28 protein-coding genes and 1 pseudogene are annotated in these 23,378 nt (G+C 43.8%); 16 read left to right on the forward strand and 13 right to left on the reverse strand.

The window, feature by feature from the left end; genetic code table 11:
- The first annotated feature begins 5 nt into the window (after positions 1–5).
- Both LG330_RS03665 and LG330_RS03670 read left to right on the forward strand, forming a co-directional pair.
- Positions 6–1,505 (forward strand): phytoene desaturase family protein, encoded by a 1,500-nt coding sequence (locus LG330_RS03665; protein WP_404407492.1) that lies wholly within the window; start codon positions 6–8, stop codon positions 1,503–1,505.
- Positions 1,506–1,757: 252 nt separating this feature from the next.
- Complete coding sequence (locus LG330_RS03670) at positions 1,758–2,240, forward strand: hypothetical protein (RefSeq protein ID WP_404407494.1); 483 nt, start codon at positions 1,758–1,760, stop codon at positions 2,238–2,240.
- A 49-nt stretch (positions 2,241–2,289) separates the two neighbouring features.
- Here LG330_RS03670 and LG330_RS03675 read toward each other — a convergent pair whose 3' ends face one another.
- Entirely contained in the window at positions 2,290–3,855 is a 1,566-nt protein-coding gene (locus LG330_RS03675; RefSeq protein WP_404407495.1) for a BCCT family transporter, read from the reverse strand.
- 150 nt (positions 3,856–4,005) lie between these two features.
- Between LG330_RS03675 and LG330_RS03680 the strand changes: the two genes are divergently transcribed.
- A complete protein-coding gene (locus LG330_RS03680; RefSeq protein WP_404407497.1) occupies positions 4,006–4,614 on the forward strand; it encodes a class I SAM-dependent methyltransferase in 609 nt (202 codons plus the stop codon).
- Here the strand turns inward: LG330_RS03680 and LG330_RS03685 are convergent.
- Positions 4,592–5,126: pseudogene (locus LG330_RS03685) on the reverse strand (DNA topology modulation protein). The gene LG330_RS03680 and the pseudogene LG330_RS03685 overlap by 23 nt on opposite strands.
- A 526-nt stretch (positions 5,127–5,652) precedes the next feature.
- On the opposite strand from LG330_RS03685, the gene rsgA reads away from it, so the two are divergent.
- A complete protein-coding gene (gene rsgA / locus LG330_RS03690) occupies positions 5,653–6,705 on the forward strand; it encodes a ribosome small subunit-dependent GTPase A (RefSeq protein ID WP_404407499.1) in 1,053 nt (350 codons plus the stop codon).
- A gap of 122 nt (positions 6,706–6,827) precedes the next feature.
- Positions 6,828–7,466, forward strand: coding sequence for a DUF4166 domain-containing protein (locus tag LG330_RS03695; protein WP_404407501.1), 639 nt, complete (start codon positions 6,828–6,830; stop codon positions 7,464–7,466).
- Between the two features lie 194 nt (positions 7,467–7,660).
- Here the strand turns inward: LG330_RS03695 and LG330_RS03700 are convergent, their stop codons facing one another.
- From LG330_RS03700 to LG330_RS03710, 3 genes are read right to left on the reverse strand one after another with little or no spacing between them, the layout of a single operon-like run.
- Positions 7,661–8,242 carry a sulfurtransferase TusA family protein gene (locus tag LG330_RS03700; RefSeq protein WP_404407503.1) on the reverse strand — a complete coding sequence of 194 codons (582 nt, stop codon included), beginning with the start codon at positions 8,240–8,242 and terminating at the stop codon, positions 7,661–7,663.
- 20 nt (positions 8,243–8,262) lie between these two features.
- Positions 8,263–8,610 carry a rhodanese-like domain-containing protein gene (locus LG330_RS03705; RefSeq protein WP_404407504.1) on the reverse strand — a complete coding sequence of 116 codons (348 nt, stop codon included), beginning with the start codon at positions 8,608–8,610 and terminating at the stop codon, positions 8,263–8,265.
- 16 nt (positions 8,611–8,626) lie between these two features.
- A complete protein-coding gene (locus LG330_RS03710) occupies positions 8,627–10,039 on the reverse strand; it encodes a rhodanese-like domain-containing protein (protein ID WP_404407505.1) in 1,413 nt (470 codons plus the stop codon).
- 185 nt (positions 10,040–10,224) lie between these two features.
- Here LG330_RS03710 and LG330_RS03715 point away from each other — a divergent pair, with 185 nt between their 5' ends.
- The 5 genes from LG330_RS03715 to LG330_RS03735 all read left to right on the forward strand — a co-directional run bounded on the left by LG330_RS03715 (position 10,225) and on the right by LG330_RS03735 (position 14,108).
- Positions 10,225–11,025, forward strand: coding sequence for an amino acid ABC transporter substrate-binding protein (locus LG330_RS03715; RefSeq protein ID WP_404407507.1), 801 nt, complete (start codon positions 10,225–10,227; stop codon positions 11,023–11,025).
- The gene (locus LG330_RS03720; RefSeq protein ID WP_404409490.1) at positions 11,012–11,713 is read left to right on the forward strand and encodes an amino acid ABC transporter permease; all 702 of its coding nucleotides are present in this window, start codon (positions 11,012–11,014) and stop codon (positions 11,711–11,713) included. Before LG330_RS03715 ends, LG330_RS03720 begins: the two co-directional genes overlap by 14 nt.
- Before the next feature lie 12 nt (positions 11,714–11,725).
- Positions 11,726–12,475 (forward strand): amino acid ABC transporter ATP-binding protein, encoded by a 750-nt coding sequence (locus LG330_RS03725; RefSeq protein ID WP_404407509.1) that lies wholly within the window; start codon positions 11,726–11,728, stop codon positions 12,473–12,475.
- 309 nt (positions 12,476–12,784) lie between these two features.
- Positions 12,785–13,564, forward strand: coding sequence for an HAD family hydrolase (locus LG330_RS03730; protein ID WP_404407511.1), 780 nt, complete (start codon positions 12,785–12,787; stop codon positions 13,562–13,564).
- Positions 13,565–13,646: 82 nt separating this feature from the next.
- Positions 13,647–14,108 carry a DUF4064 domain-containing protein gene (locus LG330_RS03735; protein ID WP_404407513.1) on the forward strand — a complete coding sequence of 154 codons (462 nt, stop codon included), beginning with the start codon at positions 13,647–13,649 and terminating at the stop codon, positions 14,106–14,108.
- Between the two features lie 42 nt (positions 14,109–14,150).
- Here LG330_RS03735 and LG330_RS03740 read toward each other — a convergent pair whose 3' ends face one another.
- Positions 14,151–14,864 carry a hypothetical protein gene (locus LG330_RS03740; RefSeq protein ID WP_404407515.1) on the reverse strand — a complete coding sequence of 238 codons (714 nt, stop codon included), beginning with the start codon at positions 14,862–14,864 and terminating at the stop codon, positions 14,151–14,153.
- Between the two features lie 250 nt (positions 14,865–15,114).
- Here LG330_RS03740 and LG330_RS03745 point away from each other — a divergent pair, with 250 nt between their 5' ends.
- Positions 15,115–15,540: a pyridoxamine 5'-phosphate oxidase family protein gene (locus tag LG330_RS03745; RefSeq protein ID WP_404407516.1), complete on the forward strand. Its 426-nt coding sequence runs from the start codon at positions 15,115–15,117 to the stop codon at positions 15,538–15,540.
- A 9-nt stretch (positions 15,541–15,549) separates the two neighbouring features.
- Here LG330_RS03745 and LG330_RS03750 read toward each other — a convergent pair whose 3' ends face one another.
- A complete protein-coding gene (locus tag LG330_RS03750; protein ID WP_404407518.1) occupies positions 15,550–15,678 on the reverse strand; it encodes a hypothetical protein in 129 nt (42 codons plus the stop codon).
- A gap of 84 nt (positions 15,679–15,762) precedes the next feature.
- Between LG330_RS03750 and LG330_RS03755 the strand changes: the two genes are divergently transcribed.
- Together LG330_RS03755 and LG330_RS03760 are read left to right on the forward strand one after the other, a co-directional pair.
- Complete coding sequence (locus LG330_RS03755; protein WP_404407519.1) at positions 15,763–16,221, forward strand: GNAT family N-acetyltransferase; 459 nt, start codon at positions 15,763–15,765, stop codon at positions 16,219–16,221.
- A gap of 5 nt (positions 16,222–16,226) precedes the next feature.
- Entirely contained in the window at positions 16,227–16,388 is a 162-nt protein-coding gene (locus LG330_RS03760) for a hypothetical protein (protein WP_404407521.1), read from the forward strand.
- A gap of 40 nt (positions 16,389–16,428) precedes the next feature.
- On the opposite strand, the gene LG330_RS03765 is transcribed toward LG330_RS03760, so the two are convergent.
- Positions 16,429–16,620 carry a DUF2187 family protein gene (locus tag LG330_RS03765; protein WP_404407522.1) on the reverse strand — a complete coding sequence of 64 codons (192 nt, stop codon included), beginning with the start codon at positions 16,618–16,620 and terminating at the stop codon, positions 16,429–16,431.
- 251 nt (positions 16,621–16,871) lie between these two features.
- Here LG330_RS03765 and LG330_RS03770 point away from each other — a divergent pair, with 251 nt between their 5' ends.
- On the forward strand, positions 16,872–17,333 hold the full coding sequence (locus LG330_RS03770) for a hypothetical protein (protein WP_404407524.1): 462 nt from the start codon (positions 16,872–16,874) through the stop codon (positions 17,331–17,333).
- A gap of 277 nt (positions 17,334–17,610) precedes the next feature.
- Positions 17,611–17,880 (forward strand): hypothetical protein, encoded by a 270-nt coding sequence (locus LG330_RS03775; protein WP_404407526.1) that lies wholly within the window; start codon positions 17,611–17,613, stop codon positions 17,878–17,880.
- A gap of 107 nt (positions 17,881–17,987) precedes the next feature.
- Here the strand turns inward: LG330_RS03775 and LG330_RS03780 are convergent, their stop codons facing one another.
- From LG330_RS03780 to pulA, 3 genes are all read right to left on the reverse strand, one after another.
- Positions 17,988–18,245, reverse strand: coding sequence for a metal-sensitive transcriptional regulator (locus LG330_RS03780; RefSeq protein ID WP_322422167.1), 258 nt, complete (start codon positions 18,243–18,245; stop codon positions 17,988–17,990).
- Between the two features lie 130 nt (positions 18,246–18,375).
- Positions 18,376–18,561, reverse strand: a complete 186-nt coding sequence (locus tag LG330_RS03785) for a YqaE/Pmp3 family membrane protein (protein ID WP_404407528.1) — start codon at positions 18,559–18,561, stop codon at positions 18,376–18,378.
- Between the two features lie 33 nt (positions 18,562–18,594).
- On the reverse strand, positions 18,595–21,129 hold the full coding sequence (gene pulA / locus LG330_RS03790) for a type I pullulanase (protein ID WP_404407530.1): 2,535 nt from the start codon (positions 21,127–21,129) through the stop codon (positions 18,595–18,597).
- A gap of 275 nt (positions 21,130–21,404) precedes the next feature.
- Between pulA and LG330_RS03795 the strand changes: the two genes are divergently transcribed.
- Positions 21,405–22,028 carry an FMN-dependent NADH-azoreductase gene (locus LG330_RS03795; protein WP_404407531.1) on the forward strand — a complete coding sequence of 208 codons (624 nt, stop codon included), beginning with the start codon at positions 21,405–21,407 and terminating at the stop codon, positions 22,026–22,028.
- A 4-nt stretch (positions 22,029–22,032) separates the two neighbouring features.
- On the opposite strand, the gene LG330_RS03800 is transcribed toward LG330_RS03795, so the two are convergent.
- Entirely contained in the window at positions 22,033–22,356 is a 324-nt protein-coding gene (locus LG330_RS03800) for a DUF4870 domain-containing protein (protein WP_404407533.1), read from the reverse strand.
- 104 nt (positions 22,357–22,460) lie between these two features.
- Entirely contained in the window at positions 22,461–23,273 is an 813-nt protein-coding gene (locus tag LG330_RS03805) for a DUF368 domain-containing protein (protein WP_404407535.1), read from the reverse strand.
- Positions 23,274–23,378 lie beyond the last annotated feature (105 nt).

A 23,378-nucleotide genomic window follows, 5' to 3' on the forward strand; every position in this document is an offset into this window, starting at 1 on the left:
GAAGTATGAAGAAAAAAGCAATCGTAGTTGGAGCAGGACTTGCTGGCATGTCAGCAGCAATTCGCCTTGCAGGTGACGGGTATGACGTAAAGATCCTTGAGAAAAACAGTAATGTGGGTGGCAAGCTGAACAAAAGAGAAGGAAAAGGATTCAGCTTTGATACAGGACCATCAATTCTGACAATGCCCTGGGTACTTGAGCAGCTGTTCTCAAGCGTTCATAGAAGAGTAGAGGATTACATAACAATTGAAAGAGTCGAGCCGCAGTGGCGCACCTTCTTTGAAGACGGAACGAAAATCGATGTAACAAGTGACCTGCCTGATATGCTTGAAGAAATGAAAAAGGTCTCCGGTGACACGTCCGCTAAGCTGACAGAGCTGATTCATTATGCTGAAAATATGTATGAGCTCTGTATGAAGAGCTTTTACAAATACAGCCTTGCTGACTTGAAGGACCTGAAGCAGCATCATACGTTAAAAGAACTGATGGCGATGGATCCATTAAATACAGTGGCAGACGGGACAAAAAAGCGCCTGAACAATAAATATCTAGAGCAGATGTTTAACTTCTTCGTCATGTATGTAGGGTCAAACCCTTACCATGCACCAGCGATTTTAAATCAGCTGATCTATGTGCAGCTCGGTCTTGGTATTCATTATGTAAAAGGCGGTATGTACAATATCGCTGAAGGAATGAAGAAACTGTTGAATGAGCTGCGTGTAGACATTCAGCTGAACACACCTGTTGATCACCTTGTGATTGAGGGCAAAGAGGTAACAGGCATCCGTACAGCCGACGGTACCCTTCATGAAGCGGATATTGTCGTATCCAACCTTGAAGCCATCCCTGCCTACCGAAACCTTGTGCCACGTAAGGAAGGTAAGAAGGAAGCGAAGAAGCTGAACAAAAAGTTTGTTCCAAGTGTATCGGGACTTGTCCTGCTACTTGGTGTAGACCGCGAGTTTACAGACCTGAAGCATCATAACTTCTTCTTCTCGGAAAATCCTGAGAAAGAGTTCCATGATATTTTTGAAAAAGGAATCCCTTCTGACGATCCAACCGTTTATATCGGAATCTCTGCACGCTCTGATGAAACACAGGCGCCAAAAGGCAAGGATAATCTGTTCGTACTGACTCATGTTCCACCTTTGAAAGAAGGAGAGCAGGGCAAATATGACTGGTCAGAATATCGTGAGCTTGTTATTGATAAGCTTGAAAGAAACGGGATGAAGGGACTTAGAGAATCAATTGAGTTCGAATACCGTTTCACACCTGAAGACCTTGAAGAGCTATATGGACCAAATGGCGGCTCAATCTATGGCGTTGCTTCAGATAAGAAAAAGAACGGCGGCTTTAAGATCCCTGCCAAAAGTGAGCTTTATAATAATCTCTACTTTGTTGGCGGCTCAACTCACCCGGGTGGCGGCGTGCCAATGGTGACACTATCAGGCCAGCTGACAGCTGATCTGATCAAAGAGCACGAAACGCAAAAACAGCCTTCGTAATAAACTGAAGTTGAAAAACTGTCTGTGATAACAGTGGAAACTGATATGGCAGACAGTTTTTTTCAATTAGTTATGTTAAAGCTGATTGTTGTTTTTGCATAACTGCTGATTGAAGCGTCCCTTCTCTCGCTGCAATCAACAGACAACTTTAATAAAGGTTTTCAATTAAAGAGAAAATATATTAAAAGGAAACAGGATTTTCCAATCGGTTGGAGAATATAAGTTGAAAAGGGCTTAGGGGATGATTCCAGTATGAGATTAAAAAAATCTGCCAAAATCGGACTAACTGTTATTTCACTTACCACCGCAGCGATTATAGCGGTGAATATCTTTGCTTCAATTCCTGAATATAACGCGAACAGTGCTTCAGCCTATTTAAAAAAAGAACTGGCTTTCGTGAACAATCAGGGGGAAGTAACTGATTCATATAAAGTCTACGGTGGAAATGAAGAAGAACTGTATATCTGGTATGCCTTTGAAGAGTTTCTGCCTGAAGAAAACGATACAGGTTCAGGCGCGTCGCTTGCTGTAAAGTTGCTGATGGAAAACGGAAGAATAACTGGACATGAAGTGCCTGAGGAAGGGGAACTATATGAAGACAGTATGAAGGAGTTGTTTCCGTGGCACGTCAGATGGCGTATGCCGAGTGGTGACGTCCCTTCATCAATAGAGAAGGAAATAGACATAAAGCAGGCACGCATGCTGGCAGCGCTTGAGGAAGCTGAAGAAGAATAATGATCATAGAAAAAATGCCGGGGGATATGTGCCCCGGCATTTTTAAATACTACTTCTCTTCACGTGCTTTTCTTTCCGCCTTCAATTGTTTGGCTGTCTTCAATTTAGGACGCGGAAATTCTTTTCGCAGTAAGGTAAACAATGTAATTATCATAAAGATTAAGATGATTGTAAATGGCAGGGCGGACACAAGTGAGGCTGTCTGCAGCCCTTCAAGTCCGCTGGCAACTAGCAGAACCGCTGAGATGGAACCAAGCAGCACGCCCCATACGATACGTACAACTAAAGGTGGGTTCAGTCCGCCACTCGTTGTCATACTACTGATAATATAAGTAGCAGAGTCTGCTGAAGTGATCAGGAAGGTCAGAATCAGCAGAACCGAAAGCACTGATAATACAGTTGAAAACGGTAATTGATCAAATGTTGAGAACAATGCACTCGTCACATCGTTATTAACAGCTTCTGCAATAGAAGTACCCTGGAATAAATCAAGGTGCAGTGCAGTACCACCGAATACAGCAATCCACAAGATTGCAATCGCCGGAGGAACAATCAGTACGCCAACAACAAACTCCCGGATCGTACGCCCTCTTGATACACGTGCAATGAATGCACCGACAAACGGTGACCATGCAATTACCCATGCCCAGTAGAAGATTGTCCAGTCGCGGACCCAGGTACCCTCTACATACGGCTGAAGACGGAGGCTGTAACGGACAAAGTTTGTAATGTAATCTCCAAGCCCAAGTACGAATGTTTCCAAAATAAATATAGTCGGTCCAACAAAGAATACAAATAACATCAGTACAAGTGCTGCACCGAGGTTGATATTGCTCAGCCATTTAATCCCCTTATCAATCCCGGTTGTTGTTGAAAGCAGGAATAATGCAGTTAACACTAAAGTAATCATCACTTGTACAAAAGCATTGTTTGGAATATCAAACACACTGTTCAATCCGCCGTTGATTTGTAATATTCCAAGCCCAAGTGATGTTGCAACTCCCATTACAGTTGCAATAACTGCAAGAATATCGATCGTCTGGTTCAGAGGCTGCTTCATTTTTCCTTCTTTAATCATTGGTGAAAGACTGGTTGAAATTAAACCATTTGTTTTTCTGCGGAACTGGAAGTATGCAATGATTAAGCCAACAATTGCAAACGTTGACCACTGACTGATACCCCAGTGGAAAAATGAATACGCCATTGAAAGTCTTGCAGCTTCCTCAGTTAATGGCTCCACTCCAGCTTCTGGAGAGGTGTAAAAATGGCTCATTGGCTCTGCGATTCCCCAAAATACAAGGCTCACACCAAATCCTGCTGAGAATAACATCCCGATCCAGGTGAAAAACGGATAATCCGGGCGTTCGTCATCTTCACCAAGCCTGACACGTCCATATCGGCTTAAGGCAAGGAAAATTAAAAATATTACAAAGAAGAATACTGCTAACAAATAAAGCCACCCAAACGATTGGGTTGTGAATCCGAATGCAGCATTCGCACCTGCGGCAAACTGGTTAGGTAAGAATGCTCCAATCAGCACAAGTGCAGCAATGATTGCAGCGGATATGTAAAATACCCTTCCAAGCGGTTTTCTTACTTCTTTCTCTTTTTTCATGTTGTCTCCTTTCGAATGTCCTGGTTATTTTGATCCGCCTTAGTGCTTAATTCCCTATATCTAAAATGACTAAACAGCTTATTGAAAAGTTTAAAATGGTGAAAAACAGTAAAAAGTAACTGTACAACATAAATGAGGCAGGTGCGGAAAATGACAGTTCCATTTTTTAAGCAGTTCAGCCACCCGGAGGGCAAAGCAGGAAAAGTGGCTGGTTTCATCATGTCAAAAGAAAACCGAAAACTCAACCGTTGGGCATCTGGTTGTCTGGATCTGCATCCCAGTGAACATGTCCTCGAAATTGGATTTGGCCCAGGGGTGTGCCTTGAGAATATTTTGAAAAAAGGGGTCACAGTAGACGGGCTCGATGCTTCAGCAGCAATGGCTCAGCTTGCTGAAAAAAGACTCAGAAAACAGCTTGAAAATGGGAAAGTAAGAATCATGCAGGGGATGGCAGAGCATATCAATCTTCCTGAAAAATATTATGATAAAATTCTTTCAGTTAATAACTTTACGATATGGGAAGACCCGGACCGGGCACTTGAAAAGTTATACTCATCTTTAAAAGAAGATGGCCGGATTGTGATTACGATGCAGCCAAGAGAAGAAACCGCAAGTCCGAATCTGACCAGAATGATGGGAAATGATATGTATCACCGTCTGGAGAGAGCAGGGTTTGAACACGTAACACTTACTTACCGGAACTTCTGGCCGGAGATGGCAGTAACTGCTGTCGGCTTTAAGAAGAAGAGAGAGAGTTAAGCCACTTCTCTGTTTTGGAAGGGGATTTTAATATAATGATGTTCTCTAAGTCCGATTGGCGCAGCTTTTCGAGCACTTTAGGTGCCTGCCGGTCGTTATAAAAATAGATCCATTTCAAAAAATCCAGATCGATCTTTTCTTCACAGCCCTCCGTCATATCCGGACGGCTTTTTCCATGGTACATCAGCCTTCGCTTAACCACGCGTCGCAGACAGATCCATCTCGGATAGTGAAGAAAAATGACCGTATCACATCGTTTCAGCCTCGTATCTAGCGTACTCCTGAAATTACCGTCCATAATCCATTCATCACCCGACATCAGCTCTTCAACTATCACCCGACATCAGCTCTTCAACTTCTGCCCTGAATGACTCCCGTTCTGAAGGCGTCCAGCCAGGTTTCCAGAAGATTGTATCAAGATGATGCACTGGCATCGAAAGCTTTTGTCCCAACTGCTTCGCAAGCGTAGACTTACCCGCTCCACCCGAACCGATAATCAAAATTTTTTTCATGAAAGGTGACCTCCATATCAAAATGATGGTTTTATTATAATCCATTATTATTGTTGCACAGCTGGTGGTTGGAGTGTAAGGCGGTGACTCCTGCGGCAGGAAGGGACGCGTGAGAACAGGCATGGCGAAGCCTGCGGGCTCACCGCCCGGCCGCGGAAAGCATCCGCCTGAAACGGAAACCACCAGCCAACTTTCAAAAAAACTTTCAAAAAACCGCTAGTCAATCATAGCGCTTTCAATTATAATGAACAAGAAGTATTTGGAAAGGGCGTGATGTATGATGAGAAACCTTAAAGAGATCATTGTTTCAATTGTACACAACCCGTTTGCCCATTTAGAGGCTTCCAATTAAGGAATAGGATCTTTCTGTTTAACATCAGAAGTCCGCGGGTTTGTGTACACACACAAATCAGCGGACTTTTTTATTTAGTTTTGGAAAGAAGAATAGTTGATTATGCAAAGCTGAAGCGGAAATCATCAGCCAACTTTCACAAAGCTATCTATTTAAAAACAGGAGGAACGAACATTGAATACATTAACGAAATTAGGATGGAACGAAAAATGGCAGGAAAAAGCTGGTCAATCAGACCTCACACCTGCGAGAATCATTACTGAATATAAAAATCTGTACAAAATACAAACAGACACATCAATCCATTTAGCAGAAGTTACAGGAAAATACCGGCACCAGGCGTCAGTGAGAGAAGATTATCCGGCTGTCGGCGACTGGGTCATGGTCTCACTGCCTTCAGGTGAAGGACATGCGATGATTCATCAAGTGCTTGAAAGAACATCGAAATTCTCACGAAAAGCAGCTGGTGATCTGACAAACGAACAAATCGTCGCAGCCAATATAGATATTACGTTTCTTGTGATGTCACTCAACCATGATTTTAACCTGAGAAGACTTGAAAGATATCTGATTACCGCCTGGGAAAGCGGTGCGAATCCGATTGTAGTTTTATCAAAAGCAGACCTCTGTGAAGATAGCGAAGAAAAAGCAATAGAAGCAGAGGCCGCTGCAATGGGCGTGCCAGTTCTTGTCACAAGTGCATACACCGGAACAGGACTCGATGAATTAAAAAGCCATATTGACGATGGGGTAACAGTTGCTATCATGGGTTCGTCAGGTGTAGGAAAGTCTTCCATCATGAACGCACTGATTGGTGAACAAAAAATGATGGTTAATGACATCCGTGAAGATGACAGTAAAGGAAAGCACACGACGACACACAGAGAGCTGATCATGCTCCCTGATAAAGGTGTGATCATTGACACGCCCGGGATGAGAGAGCTGCAGCTTTGGGAGTCAGACAGTGGTCTTTCGCAGGGCTTTCAGGATATTGAATCGCTTGCAGAAGCATGTCAGTTCAGAGACTGCAGTCATGAAACAGAGCCGGGCTGTGCAATCCGTGAGGCAATCGAAGAAGGAGGGCTTGAACAGGATCGTTATAACAGTTATGCGAAGCTGCAAAAAGAACTCGCTTACCTTGATAGAAAATCAAACAGACGTGAACAAATTTTAGAAAAGAAGAAGTGGAAAAAGGTCTCTCAGTATCAAAAACAGATTTACAAATAACCTCAACATTCAGCGCCACTCATCAGATTGATGGGTGGCGCTTTTGCCGACGGGATCAGGGGATGAATCGCGTTCCGTGATATAATGAACGTAAATAATAAGCCTTAAGGAGGCGTTTCCGGATGAAATCGATGTTTCAAAAAGCAATGGGTGAAAACTTTGAAAAGCTGCATCCATCCCTGCGGAAAAAGTATGCGTTGAACAGTTCATCTGACTATAAAGTTATTACCAAAGGAACCATGCATGAAATTAAGGGCGGGTCCAGGCTGGTACGAAAAGTATCTCATTTAGGTGTGAAAATGAATTTCGCTTTTCCTGAAAGGGGAGAAGAGATTCCTTTTTATATGGAGAACGCTGCATACCGTGACAGGCATGGCCGTGAAACGATGTCATGGAGACGCAGTTTTACATTCCCGGAAACAGTCCGCTGCTTTTATGACAAAATGAAAGAAGGGGATGAGCCGAACACGGTTGATAACTTCACTGACCAGTGGGGCGTTGCACGGCTGCCGCTTAATCTGAAGGCAACTAAAACTGGTGGAATGCTGTTAACTTCGCGTGACATGACCCTTCATATCGGAAAAAAATATATGAGGATCCCCAGACTGCTTGGTGTAAGAGCAACGGTTCTTGAGGAATACAATAAGCAGACAGAGCTTTTTGAGGTTCATATTCATATTTACCAGCCTTTATTCGGGACAATTTTGTCGTATAAAGGATCTGTGGAGATGTTATTTCCTACGATTGATGCCGGAGAGTAGAGGATGCTCTCCGGTTTTTTAATGGAAATGGCGTAGGTCTAATTACACGATTCCACGAACTATGGCAATTATTCTTTGAACCACCTTAGTTATTCTCCGAACATCAGCAAAAATTCCTCGAACCACCATCATCACAAGGTCGCATCTCGCAAAAAACCCGAAAAGCCTCGGCTTTTCGGGTTCCGTTCAAAAATTTATCTTACACCTGCAGTCGCTGCAAACGAAGTTGCGATCGGTCCATTCCATTCACTCATACCTGGTGTTACACGGATCAGGTTCTCGCGGCCATTTGATCTGATGTTGTCACATGCAGCCTGACTGCGTTTTCCTGACTTACAAAGCACATATACTGTTTCTTCCTCAGGAAGTGCTGCAATATAGTTCTCAACCTGTGCAAGCGGTACAGAGTGAGCGCCTGGGATGTGTCCGCCAGCGTACTCTTCAGGCTCACGTACATCAAGGATGACTGCAGGCTTTTCAGCGATAATCGCTTCAAGCTCTTCGTTTGTTATAGACTTCAGTTCTGTTTTTGGCACATACTGCTTCTTTTCAACGCGCTTAATATAATGCACCTGTACGTTTCCTTCTTCAGTACCTGACAGGTATTCGTTACCTGTTGATCTGCACCATGCCTTCATATCTGCAAGGGAACCCTGATCAGTCGTAGTGATTTCGAGCACTTCACCTTCCTGAAGGTTCGCCATTGATTTCTTTGTACGTACGATTGGCATTGGGCAAGCTAAGCCCTTTGCGTCTAACTTGTGATCTGCATGCATAAAATATATACACTCCTCGGTTAAAGTTGATTCATTCCGCCGCGAACATTTGCAACGTTTTTGAATCCTTTTTTCTTTAATATTTTCGCAGCCTGTGCACTGCGCATTCCGCTTTGACACAGGACAATCGTTTCTTTTTCAGGATCAAGCTTTGACGTCTGATTTGGCAGACTGCCTAGCGGGATATTGTCAAACCCTCTCATATTGCGTGCTTTGAATTCTCCAGGTGTTCTCACATCGATCCACTGGGAATCCTTTGTTTTTTTCATTGCTTTCAATTCATCCGGAGAAATGGTGCGTACACCCTTCGCCGGCATCATGCGCCAGACGAAGAAAAGCACGACAGCACCAATTAAAATCCATTCCATTAAGCTTACCCCTTTCTTAGTTCGTTACAACTTCTTTAGGGCGGTTATTAGACCATGCATTGAATCCGCCGTTTAAGTGTGTCACATCGTCAAATCCAAGTGACAGCATCACACTTGCAGCGATTGCTGAGCGTGCACCTGACTGACAGTGGATCAATACAGGCTTGTTTTTATCAAGCTCTTTACCTGCGTCGCGAAGGTGTCCAAGCATTTTGTGCTCTGTTCCTTCAATGCGTCCGCTGTTCCATTCAGAATCGTTACGGACGTCAATTACCTGATAATCAGTCTGATCCTTCTGCTTTGCAAACTCTTCAGTATCAACAGACTGATACGTTTCAGTTGCAACAGATTCAATCAGTGAAGGATCAGCCAGCTTTACTACATGATCTAAATGGATAGAACGCAGAATTTTCATTGCTTCTTCAGCCTGATCTTTTTCAACGACTAGTGCAATCTTTTCATCATAATTCACTAACCAGCCAGCCCAGTTTGGCAGCATTTTGCCAAATGGAATGTTAATTGAACCTGGAACAAGTCCTTTTTCAGCTTCTTTAGACTGGCGCGTATCAATCAGAATGTTGCCATCATGCTTGCTGAATTCTACAACTTCTTCAGCATTTTCAAACCATTCAACTGATGTTTCTTCTACAATTGCAGGTCCAAGCTTATTCACTTTCTTCATTTGAGCAAAATATTTAGGTGCTTCCGGCTGATCCTTCAGCAGTTCTTCAATAAATTTCTGCTCGTCATTTTCATTCAGTGCCCAGTTGAACTGTTTTTCATATCCGACAGTTGACTGTGGGACAGCCCCAAGTGATTTACCACAGGCACTTCCTGCACCGTGACCTGGCCATACCATCATGTGATCAGGCAGTTCTTTGAAACGCTGAAGTGATTTGAACATTGATTTTGCACCTGTTTCAGCAGTACCTGCAGCACCGGCAGCTTTTTCAAGTAAGTCAGGACGGCCGATATCCCCAACGAAAACAAAGTCTCCTGTGAAGATACCCATTGGCTTGTCAGCACCGCCGCCAAGGTCAGTTAGAACTAAGGAGATACTCTCTGGGGTATGACCTGGTGTATGCATCACTTCAAATTTGATATTTCCAATCTTGAATTCATCACCATCTGTCAGCGGCTGAACATCCAGATTGTCTGTATATTGATATTTCCAGTCATTGTCGCCTTCATCAGAAAGATAAAGTTTTACACCATGCTTTTCAGCAAGCTGACGTGCACCGGAAACAAAGTCTGCGTGAATATGCGTTTCAGTCGCAGCTGAAACATTTAGTCCTTCTTTTTTAGCATCTGCAAGAATTGGCTCTACGTCACGCGGCGGATCAATCAGAATCGCCTCACCTGTACGCTGGCATCCTACAAGATATGAATATTGTGCAAGTTTGTCATCAAAATAAGAACGGAATAACATATATAACTCCTCCTTGATCGTTTCACAGAGATTTTGTAATACCCTGTGGGGTATATTAGTATTAAATCATCTCCTGAATGTAAATGCAACCCCCGTGCTCAAAAAATTTGGTATTTACAATTTCCCCGAATCAACGTAAAATCATCCTTATGACATAATTCCGATAAGAATAGGTGGTTTTTAATATGAAAAAAACATTAGCAGTATCATTACTATTAACAGGTGTTCTTGCAGGTTGCGGATCTTCTGAAGAGGAAGGCAGCAATAGCTCGGCTGGCGATCAGAATCTCCTTGAATCAATTCAGGAAGAGGGCGTCATTACAGTAGGAACTGAAGGCACATATGCACCGTTCACTTTTCATGACGAGTCAGATACCCTCACAGGTTATGATGTTGAAGTAATGAATGAAGTAGCAGAGCGCATGGGTGTTGAAGTTGAATATAACGAAACACAGTGGGACTCAATGTTTGAAGGGCTGAACTCAGAGCGCTTTGACGTGATCGCCAACCAGGTTGGTGTAAATGATGAGCGTCTTGAAACATATGATTTCTCAGATCCTTATACACTTTCATCAGCAGTTGTTGTCGTTCCAGAAGATAACAATGATGTGTCTTCATTTGAAGACATCGAAGGAAAGCAGTCAGCACAGTCACTGACAAGTAACTACGCGGATATCGCAACGGAGTACGGCGCAGAGCTTGTACAGGTTGAAGGACTTGCACAGGCAATCGAACTGATCAAAACAGGCCGCGCCGAAGTAACAGTTAATGATAAGCTTGCGATCCTGGATTTTGAACAGCAGCAGCCGAATGCAGGTATTAAAATCGCTGCAGAAGAAAGTGACGTATCAGAAAGTGCATTCATGTTCCGTCAGGGTCACGAGGAGCTTGTAGAAGAATTCAATAAACACCTTGCAGATATGAAGGAAGACGGTACACTAACAGAAATCTCAGAGAAATGGTTTGGCGAAGATGTTTCTCAGTAATTTTATATTAGGAGCAGCTGACCCGCTAATTGACTGGGAGCTGTTTTGGTCTTCAATTGGACCAATGGTGGAGGGCGGAATCAAAAATACGATTCCGCTTACTCTTTTATCTTTTACTTTTGGTCTGATTCTCGCACTGCTCACAGCGTTAGCCCGGCTGTCAGGCAATAAAATTTTGTCAGGCATTGCCCGGGTCTATGTCTCAGCAATCCGCGGTACGCCGCTGCTCGTTCAGTTGTTTATCGTATTCTTTGGTTTACCGGACCTTGGTATCACACTCGATCCATTCCCAAGTGCGGTCATTGCCTTCTCTCTAAATGTGGGGGCATACGCATCCGAAATCGTCCGCGCATCAATCCTCTCAGTGCCAAAAGGTCAATGGGAGGCAGGGTATACAATCGGAATGACATACCCGCAGACACTGCGCAGAATCATCTTACCGCAGGCAACGCGTGTATCAATTCCACCACTGTCAAATTCATTTATCAGCCTGGTAAAAGATACATCGCTTGCTTCACAGATTCTGGTGGTAGAGCTCTTTCGAAAATCACAGGAAATCGCAGCCAGGACCTATGATTTTCTTCAGTTATACATTACAGCAGCCATCCTCTACTGGATCGTCTGCTTCGTCCTGTCACTCGTTCAGGACCGAATCGAGAAAAAACTGGATCGCTACGTCGCGAAATAAGGAGTGGAACAGATGCAGATTCAGGTACAAGATCTTCATAAATCGTTTGGGAAGCTCGAGGTACTCCGCGGGATTGACCTCGAAGTGCCTAAAGGAAACGTTGTCGCGATTATCGGTCCATCCGGCTCCGGTAAAACAACTTTTTTACGCTGTCTGAACGCCCTTGAAATGCCCAATCAAGGACTATTCGAGTTCTCTGATGGTTTCAAGCTCGATTTCTCAAAGCAGCCGAAGAAAAACGAAATCCTGAAGCTTCGCCGAAAATCAGGTATGGTGTTTCAATCCTATAATCTTTTCCCTCACAAAACAGCGCTTGAAAATGTAATGGAAGGGCCTGTCATTGTGCAGGGGCTTAATAAAGAAGAGGTTCACCGAAAAGCAGTCGCTTTACTTGAAAAGGTAGGACTCGGGGAGAAAATGGAACTGTACCCGCACCAGCTCTCAGGCGGACAGCAGCAGCGCGTCGGTATTGCACGTGCGCTTGCTATTCAGCCAGAACTGATGCTGTTTGATGAACCAACCTCAGCACTGGACCCTGAGCTCGTAGGCGAAGTGCTGAGCGTTATGAAGGAACTTGCAAGAGAGGGTCAGACAATGGTGGTCGTTACCCACGAACTGAAATTCGCAGAAGAAGTCGCCGATCACGTCATGTTCATTGACGGCGGTGTCGTTGTTGAACAGGGCCCGCCAAAAGAGATTTTGAAGGCACCGAAAGAAGCGAGAACAAAGCAGTTTTTGGACCGGGTGCTCAATCCGTCATAATATTAGAGAGAATCCCCGCGGCTGGTAATGGCTGCGGGGTTTTTTTGTATTTGTGAAAAGGGTGATGTGCCAGAGCAGCGGCTTTGGGTGCAGGTCAAATGACACTTTCTCCTGAACGTGGCTTGTAATCTTATAAACCACCGCTATAATGTCATGTACCCCAGTATTAATTTCCTGAACTCCACATGTAATTTCCTGAACCACCCATGAAATCTCCTGAACAACACCACCCCAATTCCCAAAATTCAATTGCTTTATCCACCGAATTTTGTGACAATATTACAATCTAACAGAACAGGAGCTGAGACGATGCCATCTGCAATCTTTTTCGATCTTGATGACACGCTTTTATGGGATAAAAAAAGTATAGAAACCGCACTTAAGAAAACAGTAATTGACGCGGAGGACCTGTACGGAACAGATCCTGATAAGCTGCTTGCCGCTGTAAAGGAAGCCGCCCCGCGCTTCTATCAGGAATATGCCTTTTACGATTTCACAAAAATGATCGGAATCAATCCTTTTGAGGGACTTTGGGGACAGTTTGGCGATCCGGTCCACCATACATTCAGAAAGATGGGGGCTGAGATAGCGGACTACCAGCAGCGCGTCTGGCAGGAAGCGCTCAAATCACAGGGCGTTACACAATCAGGTGACACACTGAGAGAGAAATTTATTACCCATAGAAAAAACTCACCATTTTTATATGAAGAAACGCTCGACGTACTGGATATACTAAAAGAGAACGTTCAGCTTGTCGTAGTCACAAACGGTGCCCCGTCACTGCAGCTTGAAAAACTGCGGATTACGCCTGAGCTTGTCCCGTATTTTGACCATATTGTGATCTCGGGAAATATCGGTGAAGGGAAGCCGGGTCAGGCTATTTTCGAGCATGCATTAAGGGTTTCAGAACAATCTGCTGAGGACGTCTGGATGGTTGGAGATAATCTGAAAACGGATATTCTCGGAGCAAACGGTGCAGGGATTCACAGCGTCTGGATTCAGCATGACCCATCAAAATCGCCAGGTGAAGGAGATGGCACACCTGACCAGACGATCAGCCGTCTGAAAGAAATATTAAATCTGCTGTGAAATTTTGAAACCTTTATGTGTAAGTTTCCGTAAAGTAGGGGATAGGGAAATCATACATATTACATTACTGGGAGGTAATCAGATGAAAAGAACAGCAGAAGGCGTATTGACGATTATAGGAATTGTTGTCAATTTACTGATGATCGTAGGTGTATTTTTAATTACTGCACTATTTGACGATCCTGCAATGCAGGCGGAGTTTGAAAGAGAAATGCAAAATGATCCTGCACTTGCAGATTCGGGGATTGACCCGGCAATGTTTACAGATTGGTTTGCAAACCTTGGAGTATTTTTTAATGTTGTAGTTATTATCAGTACAATTTTAAGTTTAATCGCAGTATTTGCAATGAAGCGTAATAAGAAGCCAAAGCTTGCAGGCGGATTACTGATTGCAAGTGCACTTGTTGTTGGACTTGGAACAGTATTTATCGGCTGGCTGCCGGCACTGCTATTCCTGATCGCAGGTATCATGTGCTTTGCACGTAAACCAAAAGTGGTGGAAGATCCTTATCAGCATCCAGATGATGATATGAGACCGCTATAATAAAAACGCGCTGTTCCCATAAAAGGGGCAGCGCGTTTTTCGTTACTCTTTTATCAGACAGCAGGTACGGCAGTTCTTTTTACCGGGCAGCATATATTTGTAGCAGCATGTACTTCTGACACGAGCATCCTCAAGCTGACGCTTCGCTTTAAAATGCTCAAGATGAGTAAATGGATTCGGCTCATCGCCGCCGAAGAAATCTTCTGAGACGATCTGTTCCCAGTGAGCGTCCCAGTCATGTTGTTCAAGACCTTTTAAGTCCGGGGCCAGACTCTTATAAAACCCTCTGAGGTAAATGAAAAAGTTTTCCCAAAGTACAATTTGTTTAATCTTACCGGCTTTTTCAACTGATTCAATGAGCGGCTTGGCCCAGTCAAAAAAGAGATTGCGCAGGAGTTCATCCCATTCTGTCTGTCCCTCGTAGCTATGAATATCACTTAAGTGTACACCGATTTGAAGGGGCGCATCCGGATCATGAACAAGCCTGACATTAGAAGCAGCCAGGTTCCATGCTGCACCGCTTTTATAATGGGCTAGTAATACACTGACGACAGTAAATGCAGTGCGCTTCATTGAAAGTGAGGAAGCAACCATCAAACGAGGAGCCTCCTGCAGTCTTTGAATATGTGCAAGATCTTCAGCGGCTGTCGTGGGATCAAACCACTCTGAAAGTTTCCATTCAGTTCTGAGTTCAGTGTCGGTAAATCTAACCGGATAAGCGTCCTCTATGTATAAAAACAGACTTTGCTGACTCATTGGTTCTGCCTCCAATCATGAATATACGGTAGGTGCTGATATATAAAGTGTAAATCAGTTTTAATGGGTATGTAAAGCAGTCGGCACACTGGGGACGGAGTTCAGTGAGTCGAAATTGGAATGATTACAAAAATGAATCACTCAACTCCGTCCCCGCTGCGCCGCCCAAAATAAAACACCCCCAAATGTTTTCTATTCCCCATTTCGTGGAAATACTAATACCATGACCAAAAAAAGGAGTGGAGCATTCATGAATCAGAAAGAGCTGAAGGACCATATTTTAAATGTACTTGAAAATAATAAAACAGGGACGCTTGCGACGGTAAAGAATAATCGTCCGCATTCGCGTTATATGACTTTTTATAATGAGGGGTATGTGCTGCATACGCCAATGAGTATTGATACACATAAAGCAGAGGAAGTGGATGAGAATCCGTTTGTACACGTGCTGCTTGGCTACGAGGGAGACGGCTATGCTGATTCTTATATAGAGGTGGAAGGAACAGCTGTGATCCGTGATTCTAAGGAGATTAAGGAAAAGCTTTGGAATGATCGCTTCAAGAACTGGTTTGAAGGGGCGGATGATCCAAAGTATGTGGTGCTTGAAATTGAGCCGACGTCGATCCGCCTGATGAATTCAGGGGAAGAGCCGCAGTCGCTTGATCTGGATAAATAAAAGGCTGCTCTAATCGTCTTTGTGGCGGTTAGAGTTCTTTTTTTGTAAAAGCATCATAATCACGATGCCCAAGCTGATGATAAATAGAATACCAATGCCAAACAGCACCTGAAATACCCAATCGAGTGCACTTTCCATCTTTAACCCTCCTATGGTGTGAAATTTACTTCTCATTCTAATATAATGAGAAGAGATGATAAAGCAGAACGGGGGACATACATAATGGAATGGAAAGTGAATCGTTTTGATGAACTGACGGCAAGAGAGCTGCATGATATTTTAAAAGCACGCGTCGATATTTTTGTGGTTGAGCAGAATTGTGCTTATCACGAGGTGGATGGATACGACCCTGAATCCTGGCACCTGCAGCTGAAGATTGATGGCAAGCTTGCTGCTTATGCAAGGCTGATGAAGGCAGGGACTAAATACAATAAAGCGTCGATTGGAAGAATTATTGTACTGGAGGAATTCAGAAGCCGAAACCTTGGCCGTCAGCTTGTGCAAAAGTCGATTAATGTGATGAAAGAGTGGGGCACTAAAGAGATTATGCTTCAGGGTCAGACTTATTTAAGAAACTTCTACAGCTCGTTCGGCTTTGAGGAAGTGTCTTCAGAATACCTTGATGACGGCATTCCGCACGTGGACATGCTGCTCACGATAGAATCTACAGAAAAGAGTTGAGATGAATGAGTGGTAAAAAAAGCGTAATTGCAATTGTTGCACTGGTCATTGTGATGATTATCCTGATTTTTATTCTGATTCTTAATTTTGATCCGGAACAATACGCATCAATAGCTCAGGCGCTTGGTACGGTACCGGAAAGTAAAAATCTCCTGTCAGCATCCTGACAGGAGATTTTTCAATATAGCCGCGGCAGCTATTTCATCATTAAGCGTTTTCTACGACTTTATAATTTTCATGCGAAACAACCGTGAAGTTTGTACCGTAATCTAAAAGTAAAGCGTCCTCTTCTGATATACTTACAATCACAGATCGTTCGAGAATTTTTGTTACTTCGCCGGTAATATCAAAACCGTGGCGTGTAAATTTAACTTTCTGTCCTACATTAGCCTGTGTCATATCAGCACCCCATATTCTTATAAAATAATTTGTAACGGACTGCATCCTATTATACATCAGCTGAGCCGTTTCTTTAAATCCTACGTCCATTTATTAGCTATATACCCCATTAGTACTTATGTATTCTACTATAAATAGTCCGAAATAGGGTGAAATTTCTGTAATTTTGCAAAAAAATCGCTATGACTTACGATAGAGCGATCAGTCTGATAGAATAAACGATAGCTGATTTAAAGCGGAGGCCTGTTTGTATGAAAAGTAAACGATCATTTTGGTTCACAGCCGGCGGATACAGCATTATTATTCTGCTGATGACACTAGCAGTCACGCTGAATATCTATCCGGGCGGCTATGGCTATATTTATGATGAAACAACACAGCAATTAACGCTTGAACGCGGAACGTTTGTAAAAGAAGACGTGACCGTTGAATTGAACGATGATAACACGCTCAGATATCTGCTCTACCAGGATGAAGTCAATCGTGCCATCCAGTCATGGGTACTGTCACTGACACTCGGTATCTTTGCTGTATACCTTCTGCAACGCGTGATCCCAACCTTTCAAAAGAGGAAAGAAGAGGGGTACAGGGTGAAGGATATTCTATACGCAGTGCTGCTGCTTATTTCGCTCGTGATGATGGTGTTACTGCTGACATCATTAAGTGGAAGTATTCAATATCTGGAGCAGGTGTTTAATACCGCAGCTTCTTAACGTCCCGCCTTGAGCGGGATTTTTCTTTTGGAGGAGGATGTTGGCTCAGAATTGTATGAGGGACAGGATGATATGGATCAGCACTGGCGTTAATTATTACATCACTCAGATTAATTGATTCATCTCCAGGTATAATTGAACGCGCCGCCGCACGCTGCTGTACGCTGCGCCGGACAGATTCCCCGGTATCCTGACTGAAAAACACGATGAAAGAAATGAATTTTCTGACAAGTTGTGATAGCATTAGACTATCTTGTATAGCAAAGCAGGTGAATAAATGCGTAAAAAAAGAAGCAGATCTTCAGGAGAAGGGCTCATAAATCTTACTTTCACGATCATTTACCTCACATACTGGTGGTTTATCCTGCAGGAGATTTTCGAGGGAGCGTCTCATTTTATTTACATAAGCATTGTTCCATTTATCGGGCTGATGTTTCTGCACTCTCTTGCCACGAAATGGCACGAGCGCCGCAAGGAAAAACAGCTTGTCCTAAGTGTCGAAAAAAGCATTGCGAGATACAAGGACCGGATCAGACCCGGTGCATAAAGCTGCCGACATGAGCCCGGCGCTTTTTTATATTCACTTGAATCGGGAGCTTACAATCAGAAAAGCGGCGCTGCATGCTCACAGCGCCGCTTTGTGTTACTGATCTATTATCTAGACTTCACCAGAAGCTGTACAGCTTCATTAATATAATCCGCTGAGTCTTCACCTTTTTCAGCGTTACGCAGACACTCTTCAAGGTTTCGTGCCACGATCAGACCAATTGTGCGGTCAAGTGCAGTGCGTGTAGCAGAAAGCTGCGTCACGACGTCTCTGCAGTCTTTGCCTTCTTCCATCATACGTAAAATACCCTTTATCTGCCCTTCAGCACGTTTCAGACGGTTAATTTGCTGCTTATCATATTCCATAATAGGATAAACTCCTTTAATTAAAATATATAACTAATTATATCGTATAAGGCTACTCGGGATTTGTAAAGAAGGATGCGTTTTACGATTGAATTGAAAAAGATGCCGGGTCAGCCCGGCATCACTTTCCTTATGATTTATTCATATACTGCTGCATATCTTTTTTGTGCTTTTCATCACGTACTACAATGATTGCATGAATCAGACCCGGAATGTAGCCGAGGATCGTCAGCAGAATGTTCAGCAGGAATGAGCCGAATCTGCCTGTGAATAATACCGCGAGTGGCGGCAGGAATATTGCGAGAATATAAAGCATATCATCATCAACCCTTCTCGTTTGTATACAGGATTATTCCCGTATAGCCGTTGTGTTAAACGGAAGTGCAAGGACGTAGGTGCTGTGACGGCTCACTTCAACCATATCTGATCTCAGGACCCCAAGCGGCTTGCTGTCTGCATGAATGCCATCAGCAAGGATATGCCACGGTCCTCCGGAATCAAGATGGTACTTCACAGGTCCGCCGTGTGCATTATGAATGACCGTAAAGCGCTCATACGGTCCTTCTTTTGTAGTGAGGTCATACGCAATTAATCTCTCATCAGTCGGATGGAAGTGCATATGTTCAATGATCTCTTCTTTTGTTCTCATTCTGAATGAGGGATGCGCTTTTCTGAGTTTAATTAAACCCTTAATAAACTCAACTGTCTGATGGAATTCTTCCCTTCTGTGCCAGTCGAGCTTATTAATCTCATCAGGCGAGCGGTAGCTGTTCTCAACGCCATACTTTGTTCTCATAAATTCCTGGCCTGCATGCAGGAAGGGAACGCCCTGAGATAACAGAATAATGGATGTCGCCAGGCGGTGCATCCGTTTATGGTCACTCATTGTGGCATTTGGCGTTGTGAAGCATAGCTTATCCCAAAGTGTATGGTTATCATGTGCCTCAGCGTAATTGACGACCTGCTCAGGCGAAAGGAACGTTTTTCTGTCATAAGGTACTTTCATACCTGCAGATACACCCTGCAGCAGGTGATACCTCATGCCGATTCTGCCGTTGATAAATCCGCTATCCTGCTTTGAAAAAGTATTCCCTTTTAAATGATCGCGCAGTGCATCGTTAAAATGTGCAACACCTTTCATCTGATCTGCCTGGTACTGATTCGCTTTTAAATGGTCAGGCAGTGCAGTTTGCAGATCCCAGCCTTCACCGAGCATGATAATGGCAGGGTCAATTTCATTGAGTGCTTCTCTCGCAGCCCTCATTGTCTCAACGTCATGAATACCCATCAGGTCAAAGCGGAAGCCGTCGATCTGGTACTCCGTTGCCCAGTATACGAGTGAATCAACGATAAAGCGTCTCATCATCGCACGCTCAGAAGCAGTATCATTTCCTACCCCGGTCCCGTTTGACAGTTTCCCATTACGGGCGTAACGGAAGTAATAACCCGGCACGAGCTGGTGGAAAGGGGATCTGGTTACATCATAGACATGGTTATAGACGACATCCATAATGACACTCATTCCGCGGTCATGGATGGCCTGAATAAGTGTTTTGAGCTCTTTAATCCGCAGGGAATGATGAGTCGGGTCTGTTGAGTAAGAGCCCTCAGGTGCATTGAAATGCTTTGGATCATAGCCCCAGTTATATTGAGGCTGATCAAGCTTCGTTTCATCTACCGTCCAGTAATCATAGAAAGGAAGAAGCTGAATATGTGTCACGCCAAGCTCTGCAAGATAATCGAGGCCGGTTGAGAAGCCGTATTCTGTCACGGTTCCCTGTTCAGCAAGGCCAAGGTATTTTCCTTTATTGAAAACGCCACTGTCATCGTGAATGGTTGCATCCCGGATATGCAGCTCGTATATGACGGCATCGACAGGAGACTCCAGTGTCCTTGTGACAGGTTTCCAGGAAGCTGGATTTGTTTTTGTAAGGTCAACGACTGCACTGCGCAGGCCATTCACGCTGACAGCTTTACCATAAGGGTCCTGGGTTTCACGCCACTCCTTGCCGACCCGGACGCGGTAAAGGTAGTGTGCACCCTCCCAGTCGCCGTTCAGCTCGATATGCCACGTGCCGCGCTCGCCCTCATGCATTTTATATAAAAAAACTTCATCATTTTTAAATAATTTAATTTCAGCCTGCCGGGCAGAAGGGGCCCAGAAGCAGAAGGTCGTTTGTTCCGGGGTATACTGTGAACCTAAAAAGCCATCATATTTAAACGTCTGGTCAAACTTTTTCGTCCGCATAATATCACCAAACGTCACTTCGCAATAACCGAAATGTGACAAATTCACCTTATATTGCTTCGTAAGGGACAGTCTGTTTTTCGTTTTGATGACAAGGCGGTTTGCAAGGTCTGAGCCTGCGTTATCCTTTTCAACCCGGACTTTTTTAATTTCTCCGCCGGTCAGTGAGACGTGAAGATTATCATGCTCCCAGTCAAAGGACAGGTTAGTCAGAACAGAAATCTCATCCCACTTATCAATTTTTGCGCTGATAATGCCAGGAAATACAGTCACGTCGTTCAGGTTTTCATAGATTCGTTCCATTCCCTGCATCAACCAGACTTCTGCATGACCGGAGGAATCAAAGGAGGTAATAAACCGATCATCAAAGCGTTTGCCTGCCCAGTCATTTTCCTCCGTACTTTTCCTTATAATAAAGCCGACACGCTTAATTTCTTCGGTACTCTGCAGTGCGAATTCAGCCGTTTTGCCATAGCTGTCCTCACCCGAGAATTCAACCATTTTACCGGTTTCACCTTCAAGCCAAACCCACAGATTCCATCCGTCATAATCCTGGTCATAGCGATGGTAATGAAGTGTAACGGTCACTTCTTTTAAAATTGGCGGCTGTTTTTCATAAGATTCTATTCTCACCATGGATATCAGACCTTTCTCTGGGGAGTACTGTTAAGAGTTTTGATTATTCAATCTCTTTTTATTCATTATACGGTACATTTGTGAAAAGAGGCACTTTAAGTTGTGAGAAGTGTGTAAAGTCCGGTGTAGGAGCGCTTGAACAGAGTACTGACTGACCGTATATCTTCTCCGCTAAAGGTCTGAATTTTGAAAAGATTGAGTACTGATACGTGGCAACCTGAAGAATATCGCTTAAAATAGGAGTAGCAGGATATTAAGGTTAGGGAGGAATTGTGATGAAAGTATTATATATTAATGCGAATCCGCGTACGAAAAAGTCAGTTAGTGAAGAGATCGCGGATACGTTTATAGAAGAACTGAAAAAAGCTGAACAGGGTGTGGAGGTTGATTATGCACACCTTTATGAAATGGATCTGCAGGAAATTGATGAGGATGTATTAGGCTCGTGGGGCAAGCATCGTACAGGAGAAGAATTTACAGAAACAGAGAAAGAAAAAGTGAAAAGAATGGACGATGTGCTGGATCAGTTTTTAGCGGCTGATTTATATGTCTTTGTCACACCATTCTGGAATTTACTATTCCCGCCAAGAGTGAAAACTTACATTGATTCACTTTGTATTCCAGGCAAGACATTTCGTTATACAGCAAGCGGTCAGGAAGGGCTGATCGAGGGTAAGCGTGCCGTCCACATTGAATCAGTCGGCGGTGTCTATAAGGGAACAGGGCTGAATTTCTCTGAGGACTACCTGCGTGAAGTGATGCGCTTTTTAGGCATTAAAGAATATGATTCAGTCGTTTGTGAAGGAATGAGCCAGTACCCTGATATGGCTGATAAGATCCTTGACGAATCTAAAGCAGAAGCAAGGGAACTGGCTCAAAAGCTTGCACGGCTTGAGTAGTCTGTTAATCCGGCGTGAAGAAGCGGATGACAAGCGGAATTTTAAAGACTTCCCCTTTTAACGCGTATAATCCGGCAATGATTGCAAATACGATCCACAATACAGTCAGCACGGTATTGATCACGAAGCCGATGCCTATGAAGAATAGAAATCCTGCAGCTGCCTGATACAAGAAGTAGCTGACAGCAAAATTTAAATAAACATAGCCATGCTCCCTGACAAAGGGGGCATCTCTTTTGATAAACCAGAGAATCAGCGGTCCGAAAATAAACGTAACGGTACTGGTGAAATAGATCATTGCTGCGACGAGCCGGTCTTCTGAATGCATGATCATACTCCTTTCAAGAACAGTCTGTGTAGCTAAGTATACGTTTTAGCAGCTAAATAAGTTTCAAAAAGGACCTTCTCCATCACAGGAAAAGGTCCTTTTCATTAACTGCTTCTGCCAAGCATTACTGCTGCGAAAAAGCCTGCAGCTAGTGTGATCATACAAATGATGATGTTACCGGCAGTCAGTGCAAGCCCCGGGTACACAACAAATAGTGAGCCGAATACGAGCCCGATAATAAATGCATACATCATGACCGGGTAACGGTTCAGCATGTAGCGGATCAGCTTACTCGTGAAGATAAAGCCGATTGCTACCCCCGCACCGATCAATGCAATGACAGGAATATTAAAATTACTCACAGCAGCAATCGCTGTGTTATATACGCCAATGACAAGCAGCAGGAATGAACCGCTGATGCCAGGCAGCATCATTGCAGAACTTGCCAGAATGCCTGCTCCAAATAGCAGTACCATATTAGGAACAGTTAAATTTGTAATAATCGCTCCGTCTTCAGAAGGGTTTGAAAAACCGATAATCAGTACAATCACTGCACCGGCAACCAGCATCGCAATATGCTTTCCTTTAAAGTTTTCTTTTGCATTGGATTCCTTCAGCAGGTAAGGCAGGATTCCGCCAATTAATCCGATAAAAAAGAAATAAGTAGGCTGTGGGTGTACTTCAAGCAGCCATTCAATCAGGTTGCTGAGTGCAATAATGGCAATACCCATACCAGCGCCAAGTGTAATTAAAAAAGGAAGGTGTTTTTTCCATTCTCGCGTTGTAATGCCGCTCAAAGCATTGATAAATTGATCGTAAATGCCAAGCAGAACGGCAATCGTACCACCGCTGACGCCCGGTACAACATCACTTGCACCCATCGCCATCCCGCGGAATATATTTCTCCAGTCAAACATACATACATGCTCCTTTTAGGTTGGTAAAATCAACAATATTCATTATACGGCAACAAACCGGTTTCGTCATGGCTGAAAAAAGGAAAGATATAGAGAAAACGTTCA

This window comes from Jeotgalibacillus malaysiensis (assembly GCF_044789845.1).
Classification (GTDB): Bacteria; Bacillota; Bacilli; order Bacillales; family Jeotgalibacillaceae; genus Jeotgalibacillus; species Jeotgalibacillus malaysiensis_A.